The sequence below is a fragment of the Flavonifractor sp. An91 genome (genome assembly GCF_002159225.1).
GTDB lineage: Bacteria > Bacillota > Clostridia > Oscillospirales > Oscillospiraceae > Flavonifractor > Flavonifractor avicola.
This window is the reverse complement of the sequence record NZ_NFHA01000035.1, coordinates 1-15,401: the sequence shown is the minus strand read 5'-3', so window position 1 is coordinate 15,401 and position 15,401 is coordinate 1. Positions and strand designations below refer to the sequence as shown.

Here is a 15,401-nt window from a genome sequence, read left to right as displayed (position 1 = left end):
CGTTGCTACGGCGTTTTGTGCCATGAGATTCTCCCCTCTTTTCGAACTTATTTGCACACCTCTCCAAATCATTTTGGAAAAGCAACTGTGCCCGCCCCCTCACAGGGAGCGGGCACAGAAAGTGCGTCAGATCATACTTGCGCCGCTTAGCCGATGGCAGCGTTGCTGGCGCTGACAAACTCGTCAGCAGCAGTCTGAGCATCCACGCCGCCGGTCAGGATCTTCTGGAGCATATTCCACCAGTTGGTGCGCTGCTCGGTCCAGCCGCCGATGACGTTGTAGTAGTCGCCCATGTAAGGCATCAGGGTCAGGAACTCAGCGGCATCAGCCTCGGTGTCGGTACCCTCGTACACGTTGCCCAGAGAAGCACGGACGGGGAAGAAACCGGTCAGCTGCACGCTCTCCTTGGACTGCTCGGGATCGTCGCAGATGTAGCGGATGAAGTCCTTGGCAGCCTCGATCTTGGCCTCGTCGCCGTTGTCAAAGATACCGAAGCCCCAGATGCCGCCGCACAGCTCGGGCACGCCGTCGTCAGAGGGGAAAGCCATGGCATAGGGGGTGAAAGCAACCTGAGAAGCGTACTGAGCCTTGTTGGAAGCGTTCCAGCAGAAGGTCACAGCAGCGGTGCCGTTGGCAAACTGCTGCAGCTCATCAGCAGCCTGGAAGCCGGCGTTGGCGTTCAGAGAGCCATTGTCCACCATGGACTTGATGAGTTCCAGAGCCTTCACGTTCTCAGGAGAGTTTGCGGTGTACTCAGTGTGGTCGGCATTGGTGTAGGTGCCGGAGTACAGGTTGTTGACGAGAGCGCGGGTGCCCTGGTCGCCGCCCTGGCCGCCGCAGTAAACGATACCGGGCACGGCCACCAGACCGGAGTCGCGGACGGCCTCCATGGCCTTCACGAAGTTGTCAGTAGTCCAGGTGCGGGTCTCCTCGTCGATGTACTGCAGAGCACCAGCCTGCTCAAAGACCTCATAGTTGATGGCCATGCAGTGGGTGGTCATGCACAGAGGATACTCATAGTACTTGCCGTCCAGCTGGCAGGCATTCACAACAGCCTCGCTGGTGGCGGCGATGTCGGCAGTGGCCTCTTCGGTCCACAGGTCGGACAGGTCCACCATCAGGTTGTTGGCGCCCCAGTTGGTCACCAGACGCTCGGGACCCTCCATGATGATGTCAGGAGCAGTGCCGCTGGTGATAGCGGAGGTAACCTGAGTATCACCGTTGGTGTAGTCCAGCAGCTCGAACTTGATGGACACGCCGGGGTTGGCGGCGGTGTACTCATCGATCAGAGCCTGCATGGTGTCATAGTCACCAAACTTGCCGATGGGGTAGGTCCAGATGGTCAGCTCCACAGTTTCGCCGGAGCCGGAGGGAGTGTTGCCGGACGGGGTGTCGGTGTTGCCGGCGGGGGATTCGCTGGTGCCGCCGCCGCCGCAGGCAGCCAGGCCCAGAGACATGGAGGCAGCCAGCATGAGCGCAAGAATACGTTTCTTCTTCATCATTCATCCTCCTCATTTTTGATAATTTTCGTGATTACTCAGTGGTAACCCGTTGTGTAGATTGTACAGTTCAACACAAGATTTGTCAATAGCGAATTGCACATTTTCTTTCTTCTTTTGCGGTGTCTGCAAATTTTTTTCAAATTCCACTGTTGACGGTCAAATGTGTTTGTCTGACAACACTTCAGCCACCAGTTCCTGTCTGGCACGGCAGCCCTCCCGATCCCGGCGGCATACCTCATGGAAGAGTACATCCATCAGATAGAGCTGGGCAATACGGGCAGCTACGGAACCGCCCTGGAGGGGGCCCTCCCGGGAACCGCATTGAAGCACAATGTCGGCATAGGCGGCGCCGGGAGACTTGGGGAACCGGGTAACCAGGATAATCCGTGCTTTCCGGTCCCGGATAATCTGGAGGTTCTTCATCAGCTCTTTGGTGGAGCCGGAGTAGGAGAAATAGATGACCAGATCGCCGGGGGTGAGCTGAGAGGCGGCAATCGCCTGAAGATGGGAGTCCATGACCGCTGTAAAATTCAGCTGAATGGTGCTGAACAGGTGGGCACACTCCTGGGAAAGGATCATGGATCCTCCCTGGCCCATGCACAGTACCCGGCCGGCGGAGACGATCATATCCGCCGCCTTGCGCACCGCATCCGCCTGGATCAGCTCCAGAGTCTGGGCCAGGGCCTCGGAATCGCTGCGATAAACAGCGCGGCACATTCCCTCCACGCTGTCCTCTTCCTCCAGCTCTCCCGCCTCTGCGGCACTGTGATCCATCCGGCCGGCAGTGGCGTTGGCAATGGCCAGCTTAAAAGCGCTGTAGCCCTTGTAACCCAGCCGTTTGCAGAAACGGGAGATGGTGGCCTCGGCCACGCCGGCCTCCTCCGCCAGCTCCGAGATGGACATAAACTGGGTCTGCTGCTGGTGGATAACGGCGTAGTCGGCCACCTTTTTCTCCGCGCTGGTCAGCTGGTAGTACTCGCTGTTGATCCGTTCAAAGACATTTACTAACGGCATTGCCGCCCTCTCAATTCCGCTCCAGGATCTGGCCGATCATCTGATCGCACATGATGAGCATCCGAGGCAGGTGGAAGGGACCTTTGAAGGTGGAACCCTTGCAGGGAGGCTCGGTGGGCTTGCCGTCCCGGCGCAGATAGCCGTACCAATCGCCGTACTCAGGATCAGAGAAGTATTTCTTGCAGTAATCCAGGGTCTTTTCAAACCACTCCAGATACTTCTCGTCGCCGGTATCACGATAGATCATCATAGAGGCGATGAGGATCTCGTCGTGAGGCCACCACAGCTTCATGTCGTGCTCGTAGGCCTCGGGGGGACGGCCCAGGCAGTCAATAAAGTAGAGCAGTCCGCCGTACTCCTTGTCCCAGCCAGCATTGATGGCCTGGTCAAAGATCTTGATGGCGGTGGCGTGCTGTTCCTTGTTGCCCCGCAGGTTGGCGTCCTCCATCAGGAACCAGGAGCACTCGATGTCGTGGCCGGGATTGACCACACGTCCCTCGGTCACATCGCCCCGGAACTCGCCGTTGGGGCCCACGCTCTCCAGAGTGCAGCCCAGCTCGGGCTTATAGTGGTAGCGGAAGATCTCGTCCACACACTGAGCGGCCCGCTGGTTATACAGCTCAGCCTGCTCGGGGTCCACCCGACGCAGCACGGAGGTGATGTTCAGGTAGATCATGGGGTTGGCCAGAGCGCGGCCGGAACGGGTCTCAGGAATGGTCTTGGGGCCCAGTCCGGTGGGGTCCTTGATCAGGCCCTGATTCAGATTCCAGATCAGCTCATAGGCAGCGCGGGCACGCTCCAGGCACTCCTTGTCCCCGGTAACACCATAATATTCGGCGTTGGCGATGGCGTAGAACCCCTCGGAGAAACAATAGCGGCGCTGACGCAGAGGCTTGCCGTCACCGGTCACGGTGAAGTACATCCGGTTGCCTGCCTCCCGGTTGATGCAGCAGCGCTCAATAAAGTCCAGGCAGCTCTTGCTGGCAGCCAGCCACTCGTCCTTCACCCCATAGGTGTGGCACAGATAGGCAAACATCCAGGCGCAGCGGCCCTGCATCCATACGCTCTTGTCGGTGGAGAAGATCTTGCCTTCCCGGTCCAGGCAGGTGTAGACGCCCCCGTTTACCGGGTCCATGCCATTTTTCAGCCAGAAGTTGACGCTCCGCTCCAGCTCTTCCTTGATCCATTTCTGATGATCCTGCAGACGTGCAGTGATATCCATAATCGCAATTCCCACCTTTCCATTGTTGGGAGATGATCCCCCGTTGGTTCCATCATACCCGTCGGTCCATCCCCCGTCAAGACCTGGGAAGAAAATAATTTTCAGAATCCTGAAAATATGCTTGACAGATTTAAAAAAACTGGTAGCCTATACATATAACGAGCTTTCTGTTTCCCATATATGTTAAGGAGGATGTCTCATGAAACATCTTGGCATTGAAGTCCCTGTCAAACACGTCCCCGAGCTGGACCCCGGTTTCCTCCCCCTGGGCAAATTTTTTGCATCCTTCCTGAAGGACGCCAAAAAGCCTCTGGATCTGGCCGTGGAACGGGCCGGCGGCGAGGTAGCCGTCTACAAGACCTTCGTCCACGGTACCCCCGACATGGCTGAGGCCGACCGCTACTATGTGGACCGGCTCATCAAGACGATGCTGTGGTATATGGGCGGCTTCAAGGTGTACATCAGCGGCGACAAGGAGATCTTTGAGGCCATGAAGGCCACCTACTGTGTGGGCGGCAAGCGCTCCTTCGATGCCGACTTCATGTCCAATGTGTATGAGAAGCCTTTTGAGGTTGTGTACTGCGACCAGGTGCCCGCCGAGAAGAGCAATCCTCAGGCCGTGGGCCGTCACCTGGGCGGCTGCCGCATCGGCTTTGACGCCGGCGGCTCCGACCGCAAGGTGTCCGCCGTCATCGATGGCGAGCCTGTGTTCAGCGAGGAAGTGGTCTGGTATCCCAAGATCACTGCCGACCCTGACTACCACTACGAGGGCATCGTGTCCGCCCTCAAATCCGCCGCCCAGCATATGCCCCGGGTGGACGCGGTGGGCGTCTCCTCCGCCGGTATCTACATCGAGAACCGCACCATGGTGGCCTCCCTGTTCCTGAAGGTGCCCAAGGAGGACTTTGACGCCAAGGTGAAGGACATCTATATCCGCGCCATTAAGGATACCTTTGGCGATGTGCCCTATGTGGTAGCTAACGACGGCGACGTGTCCGCTCTGGCCGGTGCCATGAGCCTGGAAGAGAACAACATCATGGGCATTGCCATGGGCACCAGCGAGGCCGTGGGCTATGTGGACCAGAACGGCAACATCACCGGCTGGCTCAACGAGCTGGCCTTCGCCCCCGTGGACGCCAACCCCGACGCCATGGAGGACGAGTGGTCCGGCGACATCGGCTGCGGCGTGAAGTATTTCTCTCAGGACGGTGTCATCAAGCTGGCCCCCGCCGGCGGCATTGAGCTGGACCCCGCCCTCTCCCCCGCCGAGAAGCTGAAGGTGGTGCAGAAGGCTATGGAGGAGGGCAACCCCGGCGCCGCCGCGGTGTACCGCTCCATCGGCGTATATCTGGCCCACTCTCTGGCTCTGTACTATCACTTCTACGGCTTCAAGCACGTGCTGCTGCTGGGCCGCGTTATGTCCGGCAAGGGCGGCGACCTGCTGCTGGACACCTGCAAGAGTGTGCTGGCCGACGAGTATCCTGATATCGCCTCCAAGATCAACCCCACCATGCCGGACGAGAAGGCCCGCCGTGTGGGTCAGTCCGTGGCCGCCGCCTCCCTGCCCGAGATCAAGTAAATGCGGCGCCACATCGTCTGTCTGGGAGACTCCAACACCCATGGCTACTGTCCCGATCCTGCCGACTGCGCCGACGGTTCCTGCTTCCGCTTCAATGAGGAGGAGCGTTGGACCTGCCGGCTGCAGCAGACTCTGGGAGACAGGTATCTGGTGGTGGAGGAGGGTTTGTCCGGCCGCACCACCGTGTTTGACGACCCGGTGGAGGAGGGCCTGTCCGCCCTGTCCTGCCTCTATTCCTGCCTGAAAAGCCACAAGCCGGTGGACCTGCTGGTGGTCATGCTGGGCACCAATGATTCCAAGGAACGCTTCGGGACCAACGCCTACACCATCGGCCGGGGTATGGAACGGCTGGTCCGGGCCGCTCAGGCCCTGGACTGCTGGCCGGACGGCAAGCCCAACATTCTTATGATTGCTCCCAAAGCCATTGAGGAGGGTGTCTATACCTCCCCGGTGGCCGATGAGATGGGACCCGGCTGTGTGGAAAAGACCCGGGGGCTGGCGGCGGAATATGAGGCCGTGGCCCGGCTGACCGGCTGCGCCTTTCTGGACGCCAACACCCTGGACCTTACCTGTAATACGGTGGACTATATGCACCTGACCCGGGAGAGCCACGCCAAACTGGCCCAAGCTCTGGCCCAGTTGATTCCCACCCTGATCTGAACAAAAAATGTGGACGGCAATGCCGTCCACATTTTTTATCTTTACACATTATTATTTAATGGTATAGCCACCCCGGACCATGATGGTCACATCGGCGGAGGCCTTGACCCCCCGGCCATCGATGGTTGCCAGATACAGGTGGTTGGTGGTCAGGTTTTTCCCGCCGGCCAGGGCCGAGCCGTCAGTGGTGTCGATGAGGCCGGGGGCCGTATCGGACACACAGACTGCCGTGCCGGTCCGCAGCAGAAATTCGCAGGCCGCGGTGCCCACCACAGTCTGTCCCGCCTTCAGATTAACGATCTGGAACACACCGCCGGCGGAAGTGGAGCCAGAACTGCCGCTGAGGGCTTTTTCCACCTCATCCACATAGCCGTCCACCACATCGGACAGCTTTTTCTCCAACTCAGACTGCTTGTCCGCCACTTTGTCATCCACCTGATCCAAAATGGCTGGGATCGCCTGATCCTCCAGATAGCTGAGGGTAACCAGGGGGTCATTCTTGCTGCCCTGCTGCCCGGCAGCCACCGCCACACCCACCAGGGCCAGGGTGACCAAACCGCCGGAGATGAGCCGGACCAGTCCTTTGCTCTGCTTCATATGTACCTCCTGTCTGACGGGGAGCCGCCCTTGGGGACGGCTCCCCTCTTGTCCTTAAACCATGGTTTCTGTGTGCAGGCCAAAGCTGACCGCGATGGCGTTGTCCACCCGCTGCATCTGCGCTTCGTCCAGCCGACCCATGTGCTCTCTCAGCCGCCTTTTGTCCAGCGTCCGGATCTGTTCCAGCAGCACCACCGACTCCTTGGGGAGACCGTAGGTGTTGGCTGAGAGCTCGATGTGGGTGGGCAGACGGGCCTTGCCGGTCTGGGACGTGATAGCCGCCGCAATCACGGTGGGGCTGTGCCGGTTGCCGGTGTCGTTCTGCACGATGAGTACCGGCCGCACGCCTCCCTGCTCGCTGCCCACCACAGGGCTCAGATCGGCATAAAAAATGTCTCCGCGTTTTACGCTGTTGTCCACAAAAGCTCACACTCCGCCGGAAAATAGTCACCAGCGTCACACGACCGGAGGCCTATGTAACGCGGTCACTATGATTCTCCCACGGGGCGGCGGGAATTATACCCGTCCTGCAAAATTTCGCGGGGCAGGCCGGTCCTCCGCCGCCTGGCCGGGCCTTTCTCCCCCGGCCCATTGTATGCGCCCGCCGGCCAGCCGGTGTCTCAGTCCAGATAGGCCCGGTGAACCCGGGGGGACACGGCGCACAACAGCTCATACTGAATGGTGCCCGCCAGAGCGGCTACATCCTCAATGGGCAGGTGCTCGCCGAACACCTCCACCTCATCTCCCGGCGCCACGTCCAGCCCGGTGACGTCCGCCATACACATATCCATACAGATCCGGCCCACAACGGGAGCCCGCTGGCCGCCAATCAGCACCTCCAGCTTGTCGGAGCACAGCCGGGGCAGACCGTCGGCATAACCGATGGTAAGAGCGGCCAGTTTGGTCTCTCGATCCAGCACATGTGTGCAGCCGTAGCTCACCGGCGTACCGGCGGGCACGGTTTTCACAGAGGCCACCCGAGTCTTGAGGGTCATCACCGGCCGCAGGCCGGGGCCGTCCAGCCCCTCGCAGGAGGGATCTGGATAGTGTCCGTACAGGGCGATGCCAGGCCGGACCATGTCCAGGTGGGTGCAGGGGAACTTCAGGGCAGCAGCACTGGCGGCGCAGTGACGGATGGCAAAGGTGATCCCCCGCTCCTTCAGCGCCTCCAACAGATCCAGAAAACGGGTAAACTGGAGCATGGTATAGTCCTCATCCCCGTCGGCGTTGGCAAAGTGGGTGTAGATGCCCTCCGCCTCCAGGCCGGGCAGAGCGCACACCTGGGCAATGGCCTCCACAGCGGCGCTCTGATCCTCCCCGCCGCACAGCCAGCCCAGCCGGGACATCCCGGTATCCGCCTTCACATGGATCTTCAGGGTCTTGCCCGCAGCAGCTGCCGCGTTGGATAGGGCGCGGGCCATCTCCACATCATAGACCGTCTGGGTGATGCCATTGTCCAGCAGAGCTTCCGCCCGCTCGGTGGGCGTATAGCCCAGAATCAGGATAGGGGTGGTAATCCTAGCCTGCCGTAGCTCCAGAGCCTCGTCCAGGCAGGCCACTGCCAGATATTCCGCGCCCAGCGTCTCCAGCCGCCGGGCTACCTGTACCGCGCCGTGGCCATAGGCGTCCGCCTTCACCACGCCCAGAAACCGGCAGCCTTGGGGCAGCATGGCCCGCAGCGCCCGATAATTATGTTCCAGATTGGACAGGTCGATCTCCGTCCATGTTCTTGTCTGCGTTTGTTTCATCTGATTTCCTCTTTACCTTGAGATACAAAATGCCCGCCGCCGGGCGGCTGACACAGCAAAGCTGCCAAAGGACAGTTCATTGGTCCTTATTATACTACGCCGCCCCGCCGGTCACAACCCCGAACCGAACGGTCTTTCATGGATTTTTCATCTAATGTTCATACAATTTCCAAGACATTTTTCCTGCTTCCGGATATACTATAGGCATAGAAACAGTTTTCGCACCATGCTCCCGCCGCCTGTATCCGACGGGATCTAAGGAGGTTTGTTCCATGATGGAAGATGTAGGAAAGGTATTTGCCGATGTAGGCCTGGCCAGCGTAGGCCTGGTAGCTCTGGCTGCCGAGCAGATGGGTAAGGCCGGCAAGTTCCTGGTGGAAAAGGGCGCCGCCGCGGTGGAGGAAGGCCGCAAGCACGGCGCCGAGCTCCAGCGCAAATGTCAGGAGGAGGCCCAGCGCCGCCGGGAGGAGCAGTTCGACCGGCACGTCAGCCAGATGAATGCCCAGCAGCGGGAAGAGCTGCGCCGCCGTCTGGCAGAGCTGGACGACCTGGAGCAGGAAGCCGCTCAGGCCGACTCTGAGGACAACGATACCACCGCATTTTAATACAGCGGGGTGCTGCCAGGCAGCACCCCGCTGTATTTATTCCATCGTTGCAAAATCGGAAAAGACGCACTGGATCACGGTAAAGCCATCCTGGGACAACTCTCCCCGAAGGAGGGCGTGGCTGTCCGGATCAAACCAGAGGGAGCACTCCTGGCCCTCCCCTGCCTTGGCCTCCGGGTCCCGGCAGATCACCCGCAGAACCTGCCCCTCTCCGGTCTCCTCCATGGCACACTCTGCGATAAAACCCTCGGTGGCGTAGCGCAGTAAGACGGGTACCGCCTCCATGGGACTCATGCCGCTGTCGTCCAAGGGGCCGGTCTCCACCCACACGCCGTCATATTCCAGATACCCGCTGCCGTCCTTCAGCCGGGCGGTCACTCCAGCCACGGCGTCCGGGCTGGTGACAGTGAGTACGCTCTCCCCTTCCCGCCGGTACTCCAGATCCAGGCCATATTCATAGACCCGCTGTCCATAGTCAGCGGTCACAGTTAATTGGGCGGTACACCCCTCCATAGCCAGATATTCGCCCCGGATGTCCAGGGCCAGCTGCTCTGCGCCGGTAGCCCCGCCGCCGCAGGCAGCCAGAGCCAGGCACAGGGTTATCGTCAGTACGCACGAACCAAACCGGCGGCGCACTCCGTCTCCCCCTTTATTCCACGCTTATTCCACAGATTCCTTGATCACCCGGGGCAGCGCCGCCACCACGTCGGTAGGCGTCATGCCGTACTCCCCAATCTCCTGGGCGCACAGATCACCGGCCGCGCCGTGGAGCCACACCGCCATGGGCACCGCCTGCCGGGCGGGCAGGCCCTGTCCCAGCAGGGAGAGGATCACTCCCGCCAGCACGTCGCCGCTGCCTCCCTTGGCCATACCGGGGTTGCCGGTGGTGTTGATGTAGGCGGTACCGTCCGGGAAAGCGGTGATGGTGCGGTGGCCCTTGAGCACCAGACAGCAGGTATGCTCCATGGCAAAGCGCCGGGCCGCTCCCAGCCGGTCCCCGTCGGACAGATCGCCTCCCAGGCGGGCAAACTCCCCGTCATGGGGGGTAAGCACCGTGTGAAGGCCCTGCCGGGCGTCCAGTACATCTATATGTCCTTCCAGAGCGTTTATGCCGTCGGCATCCAGGATCACGGGGATATGGATCTCATGCAGCAGGTGACGCACCACAGCCGCCACACCATTGCCCCGGCCCAGGCCAGGGCCGATGAGGCACACACCGCAGCCCGCCAGCTTATGATGGATCACTTCTCCAGCCTCCAGAGACAGCTGCCCCTCCTTGCCTGCCGGCAGGGGGTAGGGCATAGCCTCGTCCAGCTTGGCTGCGGCTACCGCCCAGATGGGGGCAGGCACTCCCACCGACACCAGCCCCGCGCCGGAGCGCACTGCCGCCTGGGCAGCCAGCACCGGAGCGCCGGTATAGCCCACACAGCCTCCCAGAATGGCGCATCGCCCAAAGTCCCCCTTATGGGCGTCCAGAGGCCGGCGGGGCAGGCGTACATCGGCCGCCTCCACGGTACTTACCGGGCAGTCCAGAGCATCCACCAAATCTTTGGGAATCCCAATATCGGCTACCGTCAGCTTGCCGGTACACAGTCCACCTTTCCCTACATAGTGGCCCGCTTTGGGCAGGGTGAAGGTAACAGTGCGGGCGGCGTGTACCGCCTCCCCCAGCACCCGGCCGGTGTCGGTCTCTACTCCGCTGGGGATATCGGCGGACACCACCGGGATATCGCAGGTGTTCATCATATGGACGGCGGTAAGGGCATCCCCCCGTATATCGCTGTTCAGCCCGATGCCGAAGAGGGCGTCCACCATCACATTGGCCTCCAGGCACCAGGCGGCAAACTCAGCATCATCGGGCTGGAAGGGTTCCAGTTTTCCTCCTGCCGCCGCCAGTTTCGCCTCCATGGCTCGGGTATCCTGGGTCATCTTCTCATGGCTGCCCACCAGGACACATCGCACTTCAAATCCCGCCTCCAGCAGCTGCCGGGCGCAGGCCACGCCGTCGCCGCCGTTGTTGCCCGGCCCGCAGAAGCACACCACCCGTCCGGCACAATCCCCCGCCAGGCTCATGACCTCCTCGGCCAGGGCCGCCGCCGCCCGCTCCATCAGGTCGGTGGAGGGAATTCCCCGCTCCTGAATGGCGATCCGGTCGGTTTCCCGCATCTGCTGTGCTGTGGCGATCCACATATTCATACACACTCCTGTTCCTTGGTTCTTTCGTTCTGGCAGCCCCATTATATGCTGTCCATCCCGCCTCGTCAATTTTAATCTTGCACTTTCTGTCAAACTGTGCTATAAATAATCTTACTTGCGAAGAAGGGAAAAAGAGCGGTTCCCCGCCCAGCAGAGAGCGTCCGTCACCGGCTGAAAGCGGATGTGGGGTTGGCCCGTTCGGTTCGTCCTGGAGCGGCCCTGGAGACAGGGACGGATTTGCCCCACGTTATCGGGGCCAAAGTGCCCGCTGCGTGCGGGAATTGCGGGTGGTACCGCGGAAGGTTTGCCTTTCGTCCCAATGGATTGGGATGGAAGGCTTTTTTGTTTACAAATCGTATCACTGCAAAAGGAGCTGCGAATATGAAGGAAACACTGGAGACCATACGCCGGGAAGCGCTGGCCGCACTGGACGGCGCCGGCAACGCCCAGGAGCTGGACGCCCTGCGGGTGAAGTACCTGGGTAAGAAGGGCGAGCTTACCGCCGTTCTGAAAATGATGGGCAAGCTGTCCGCTGAGGAGCGCCCCGCCATGGGTCAGTTGGCCAACGAGGTCCGCTCCGCCCTGGAAAGCGCCCTGGAGGCCAAGGGCAAGGAGCTGGAGGCCAAGGCCCTGGAGGACCGGCTGAAGGCTGAGGCCCTGGACATCACTGTCCCCGGCAAGGCTGTTAAGGCCGGCCACCGCCACCCCATGTATATCGCCCTGGATGAGATCAAGGAGATCTTCATCGGCATGGGCTTCACCGTTCTGGACGGCCCCGAGGTGGAGCTGGCCAAGCTGAACTTTGACCGCCTCAACGCCGAGGAGGGCCACCCCTCCCGTGACTGGTCGGATACCTTCTACTTTGATGAGGATAGCCGTGTGATGCTCCGCTCCCAGACCTCCCCCATGCAGGTCCGGGCCATGGACACCATGGAGCTGCCCATCCGCATCATCGCACCCGGCCGGGTGTACCGCAAGGACGAGGTGGACGCCACCCACTCCCCCATGTTCCATCAGGTGGAGGGCATGGTCATCGACAAGGGTGTCACCATGGCCGACCTGAAGGGCACCCTAAATACCGTGGTGGAGCAGCTGTACGGCAAGGGTACCAAGACCCGGTTCCGTCCCCACCATTTCCCCTTCACCGAGCCCTCCTGCGAGATGGACGTGCAGTGCCACAAGTGCGGCGGCGTGGGCTGCCCCACCTGTAAAGGCGAGGGCTGGATCGAGCTGCTGGGCGCGGGTATGATCCACCCCCGGGTGCTGGAGATGAGCGGCATTGACCCCAACGTGTACTCCGGCTGGGCCTTCGGCATCGGTCTGGAGCGTACCGCCATGCGCCGGTTCAAGATCGCCGACCTGCGGCTCATCTTCGAAAACGACGTGCGGTTCCTGGAGCAATTCTAAGAAAGGAGTGTAGGAACAATGAATCTGAGCAGAAAATGGCTGAATGAATTTGTCACTGTGACTGCCTCCGACAAGGAATTTGCCGAGGCCATGACCCTGTCCGGCTCCAAGGTGGAGCTGACTCACGACCTGGGAGAGGAGATCTCCAATGTGGTGGTGGGCCGCCTGCTGTCCATGGAGCGCCACCCCGATTCCGACCATATGTGGATCTGCCAGGTGGACGTGGCTCAGGAGGAGCCCATCCAGATCGTCACCGGCGCCTGGAATATCCATCCCGGTGACCTGATGCCGGTGGCCCTCCACAAGTCCACCCTGCCCGGCGGCGTGAAGATCCAGAAGGGCAAGCTGCGTGGCGCAGTGTCCAACGGTATGTTCTGCGGCCTGGCTGAGCTGGGTCTGGATACCCGCGACTTCCCCTATGGCGTCATCACCCCCGCCGCCATTCTGGGTGACTATCACCCCCTGGACAAGGACAAGCCCTCCATCCCTGCCGATATCCAGCCCGGCCACAAAGTCTATGGCCCTGTGGTGTGCGCCAAGGTGACCGGCGTCACCACCACCGGCTATTCCACCTATGACGTCACTCTGGATACCGGCGACGGCACTGCTACCGTCTCCACCACCTGCCCCAACCTCCACGAGGAGGACCTGGTGGCCTACAACACCAAGAGCAATACCATTTGCACCCTGGAGGATCTCCACGCCCAGCAGGCCGAGTTCCCCCACTGCATCCCCGACGGCATTTTCGTGCTGAACGAGGACTGCAAGCCCGGCGACGACATTAAGCCGGTCATCGGCGCCGACGACCACGTGGTCGAGTTTGAGATCACCCCCAACCGCCCCGACTGTCTCTCCGTCATCGGTCTGGCCCGGGAGGCCGCCGCCACCTTTGACGCCCCCCTTACCCTCCACGAGCCTGTGGTCAAGGGCGGCGGAAACGGCAGCCTGATGGAGCTGCTGGACGTGGAGACCCCCGCCAGCGACCTGTGCCCCCGGTACACCGCCCGGATGGTGCGCAACGTGAAGATCGCCCCCTCCCCCAAGTGGATGCGGGAGCGGCTGCGCTCCATGGGCGTGCGTCCCATCAACAACATCGTGGACATCACCAACTACGTCATGCTGGAGTACGGCCAGCCCATGCACGCCTTTGACTACCGCTATGTGAAGGGCGGCAAGATCATCGTCCGCCGTGCGGAAGAGGGCGAAGAGCTCACCACTCTGGACGGCCAGGTGCGCAAGCTCAACGCCAACCACCTGGTCATTGCCGATGAACATCGGGCCGTGGGTCTTGCCGGCATCATGGGCGGCGAGAACAGCGAGATCGTGGACGACACTGTGGACGTGGTCTTTGAGTCCGCCTGCTTCGACGGCACCTGCATCCGCAAGGGCGCACTGGCCCTGGGTATGCGTACCGAGGCTTCCGCCAAGTTCGAGAAGGGTCTGGACCCCCTGAACACCCTGCCTGCTGTCAACCGGGCCTGCGAGCTGGTGGAGCTGCTGGGCGCCGGCGAGGTGCTGGACGGCACCATCGATATCCTCAACTATGTACCCCAGCCCCGTGTCCTCAAGCTGGAGCCCGAGAAGATCAACGGCCTGCTGGGCACCGACATCGCCGAGAGCGAGATGGTGTCCATCCTGAAGAAGCTGGACTTCCAGGTGGAAGGCGATCAGGTCACCGTGCCCTCCTGGCGCGGCGACGTGATCGGCATGGCCGACCTGGCCGAGGAAGTGGCCCGGTTCCACGGCTACAACAACATCCCCATCACCCTCATGCGTGGCCAGACCACCCTGGGCGGCTTCTCTGTGGAGGAGAAGCTGGAGCGCCAGCTGGGCTCCCTGTGCCGGGCCATGGGCTTTGACGAGATCATCACCTACTCCTTCATCTCCCCCACCTGCTATGACAAGATCCGCTGGGACGCCGATGATGCCCGCCGCCAGTCCTTCAAGATCCTCAACCCCCTGGGCGAGGATACCTCCATCATGCGTACCACCGTGCTGCCCTCCATGCTGGAGATCCTGACCCGGAACTACAACTACCGCAACCAGAACGTGCGTCTCTATGAGGTGGGCCGCATCTACCTGCCCGGCGGCGAGGACGGTCTGGCCGTGGAGAACAAGGTGCTGTCTATGGGTGCCTATGGCAGCGATATGGATTTCTACGCCCTCAAGGGCTGTGTGGAGGCCATTCTCAAGGACCTGCGGGCCGAGGACGTCCACTTCGAGGTCCCCAGCGTGACCAATCCCTCCTATCACCCCGGCCGGGTGGCCGACGTGTATGCCGGCGACCAGCGCATCGGTGTGCTGGGCCAGGTCCATCCCCTGGTAGCTCAGAACTACGGCGTAGACGCCCAGTTCTACTGCGCTGAGCTGGAGCTGAACGCACTGATGGCCGCCAAGGGCGCCGATCCCGAGTATGTACCTCTGCCCAAGTTCCCCAACCTCACCCGCGACATCGCTGTGGTGTGCGACGAGGCGGTGACCGTGGGCGCTCTGGAGGCCTGCATCCGCAAGGGAGCCAAGGGCCTGCTGAAGGAGTGCAAGCTCTTCGACATCTACCGCGGCAAGGGCGTGGACGAAGGCAAGAAGTCTGTGGCCTTCAACCTGGTCCTCCGGGCCGACGACCGCTCCCTCACCAGCGAGGAGGCCGATGCCGACGTGAAGTCTATTCTGGAAGCTTTGGAGAAGGAACTGGGCGCCGTGCTGCGCTAACTTCCCCAAAATGTGAAAAGTCCCCCCGGCAGTGCCGGGGGGACTTCAGCCTGTCGAGAAACCCGGTTTATGCATGAAGCATAAGCCGGGTTTCTGGCATATAGAGGCCAAAGAAGTACAAGCGTGAATGGAGAAAGCTTCTCCTTCCACAACCACTTGGCC

Annotated in this window: 13 protein-coding genes; 5 read left to right on the top strand and 8 right to left on the bottom strand. The window is 61.2% G+C overall.

Annotation, left to right across the window (positions count from 1 at the left end; translation table 11 throughout):
- Positions 1–146: 146 nt before the first annotated feature.
- From B5G42_RS14895 to B5G42_RS14885, 3 genes are all read right to left on the bottom strand, one after another.
- Positions 147–1,502 carry an extracellular solute-binding protein gene (locus B5G42_RS14895; RefSeq protein ID WP_343286705.1) on the bottom strand — a complete coding sequence of 452 codons (1,356 nt, stop codon included), beginning with the start codon at positions 1,500–1,502 and terminating at the stop codon, positions 147–149.
- 156 nt (positions 1,503–1,658) lie between these two features.
- Complete coding sequence (locus B5G42_RS14890; protein ID WP_087188299.1) at positions 1,659–2,516, bottom strand: MurR/RpiR family transcriptional regulator; 858 nt, start codon at positions 2,514–2,516, stop codon at positions 1,659–1,661.
- A 10-nt stretch (positions 2,517–2,526) separates the two neighbouring features.
- A complete protein-coding gene (locus B5G42_RS14885) occupies positions 2,527–3,738 on the bottom strand; it encodes an AGE family epimerase/isomerase (RefSeq protein WP_087271970.1) in 1,212 nt (403 codons plus the stop codon).
- 199 nt (positions 3,739–3,937) lie between these two features.
- Between B5G42_RS14885 and B5G42_RS14880 the strand changes: the two genes are divergently transcribed.
- Together B5G42_RS14880 and B5G42_RS14875 are read left to right on the top strand one after the other, a co-directional pair.
- Positions 3,938–5,317, top strand: coding sequence for an ROK family protein (locus tag B5G42_RS14880; RefSeq protein WP_087271967.1), 1,380 nt, complete (start codon positions 3,938–3,940; stop codon positions 5,315–5,317).
- Positions 5,318–5,977 carry a GDSL-type esterase/lipase family protein gene (locus B5G42_RS14875; protein ID WP_087271964.1) on the top strand — a complete coding sequence of 220 codons (660 nt, stop codon included), beginning with the start codon at positions 5,318–5,320 and terminating at the stop codon, positions 5,975–5,977.
- A gap of 51 nt (positions 5,978–6,028) precedes the next feature.
- Here the strand turns inward: B5G42_RS14875 and B5G42_RS14870 are convergent, their stop codons facing one another.
- The 3 genes from B5G42_RS14870 to alr all read right to left on the bottom strand — a co-directional run bounded on the left by B5G42_RS14870 (position 6,029) and on the right by alr (position 8,322).
- Entirely contained in the window at positions 6,029–6,574 is a 546-nt protein-coding gene (locus B5G42_RS14870) for a hypothetical protein (RefSeq protein WP_087271961.1), read from the bottom strand.
- A gap of 54 nt (positions 6,575–6,628) precedes the next feature.
- On the bottom strand, positions 6,629–6,994 hold the full coding sequence (locus tag B5G42_RS14865) for a type II toxin-antitoxin system PemK/MazF family toxin (RefSeq protein WP_087271958.1): 366 nt from the start codon (positions 6,992–6,994) through the stop codon (positions 6,629–6,631).
- A gap of 200 nt (positions 6,995–7,194) precedes the next feature.
- Positions 7,195–8,322 (bottom strand): alanine racemase, encoded by a 1,128-nt coding sequence (gene alr, locus B5G42_RS14860; protein WP_087271955.1) that lies wholly within the window; start codon positions 8,320–8,322, stop codon positions 7,195–7,197.
- A 272-nt stretch (positions 8,323–8,594) separates the two neighbouring features.
- Between alr and B5G42_RS14855 the strand changes: the two genes are divergently transcribed.
- Positions 8,595–8,927, top strand: coding sequence for a hypothetical protein (locus B5G42_RS14855; protein ID WP_087188292.1), 333 nt, complete (start codon positions 8,595–8,597; stop codon positions 8,925–8,927).
- A gap of 36 nt (positions 8,928–8,963) precedes the next feature.
- Here the strand turns inward: B5G42_RS14855 and B5G42_RS14850 are convergent, their stop codons facing one another.
- Positions 8,964–9,563 carry a hypothetical protein gene (locus B5G42_RS14850; RefSeq protein ID WP_087271952.1) on the bottom strand — a complete coding sequence of 200 codons (600 nt, stop codon included), beginning with the start codon at positions 9,561–9,563 and terminating at the stop codon, positions 8,964–8,966.
- Between the two features lie 24 nt (positions 9,564–9,587).
- The gene (locus B5G42_RS14845) at positions 9,588–11,123 is read right to left on the bottom strand and encodes an NAD(P)H-hydrate dehydratase (RefSeq protein WP_242955379.1); all 1,536 of its coding nucleotides are present in this window, start codon (positions 11,121–11,123) and stop codon (positions 9,588–9,590) included.
- Positions 11,124–11,504: 381 nt separating this feature from the next.
- On the opposite strand from B5G42_RS14845, the gene pheS reads away from it, so the two are divergent.
- Positions 11,505–12,530 carry a phenylalanine--tRNA ligase subunit alpha gene (gene pheS, locus B5G42_RS14840; RefSeq protein ID WP_087271949.1) on the top strand — a complete coding sequence of 342 codons (1,026 nt, stop codon included), beginning with the start codon at positions 11,505–11,507 and terminating at the stop codon, positions 12,528–12,530.
- A gap of 18 nt (positions 12,531–12,548) precedes the next feature.
- A complete protein-coding gene (pheT, locus tag B5G42_RS14835) occupies positions 12,549–15,239 on the top strand; it encodes a phenylalanine--tRNA ligase subunit beta (RefSeq protein WP_087271946.1) in 2,691 nt (896 codons plus the stop codon).
- Positions 15,240–15,401 lie beyond the last annotated feature (162 nt).

Bases quoted from the DNA above. Each gene is read 5' to 3' on its own strand.
- B5G42_RS14895 (WP_343286705.1), bottom strand. From the start codon at position 1,502: ATGATGAAGAAGAAACGTATTCTTGCGCTCATGCTGGCTGCCTCCATG.
- B5G42_RS14890 (WP_087188299.1), bottom strand. From the start codon at position 2,516: ATGCCGTTAGTAAATGTCTTTGAACGGATCAACAGCGAGTACTACCAG.
- B5G42_RS14885 (WP_087271970.1), bottom strand. From the start codon at position 3,738: ATGGATATCACTGCACGTCTGCAGGATCATCAGAAATGGATCAAGGAA.
- B5G42_RS14880 (WP_087271967.1), top strand. From the start codon at position 3,938: ATGAAACATCTTGGCATTGAAGTCCCTGTCAAACACGTCCCCGAGCTG.
- B5G42_RS14875 (WP_087271964.1), top strand. From the start codon at position 5,318: ATGCGGCGCCACATCGTCTGTCTGGGAGACTCCAACACCCATGGCTAC.
- B5G42_RS14870 (WP_087271961.1), bottom strand. From the start codon at position 6,574: ATGAAGCAGAGCAAAGGACTGGTCCGGCTCATCTCCGGCGGTTTGGTC.
- alr (WP_087271955.1), bottom strand. From the start codon at position 8,322: ATGAAACAAACGCAGACAAGAACATGGACGGAGATCGACCTGTCCAAT.
- B5G42_RS14855 (WP_087188292.1), top strand. From the start codon at position 8,595: ATGATGGAAGATGTAGGAAAGGTATTTGCCGATGTAGGCCTGGCCAGC.
- B5G42_RS14845 (WP_242955379.1), bottom strand. From the start codon at position 11,123: ATGAATATGTGGATCGCCACAGCACAGCAGATGCGGGAAACCGACCGG.
- pheS (WP_087271949.1), top strand. From the start codon at position 11,505: ATGAAGGAAACACTGGAGACCATACGCCGGGAAGCGCTGGCCGCACTG.
- pheT (WP_087271946.1), top strand. From the start codon at position 12,549: ATGAATCTGAGCAGAAAATGGCTGAATGAATTTGTCACTGTGACTGCC.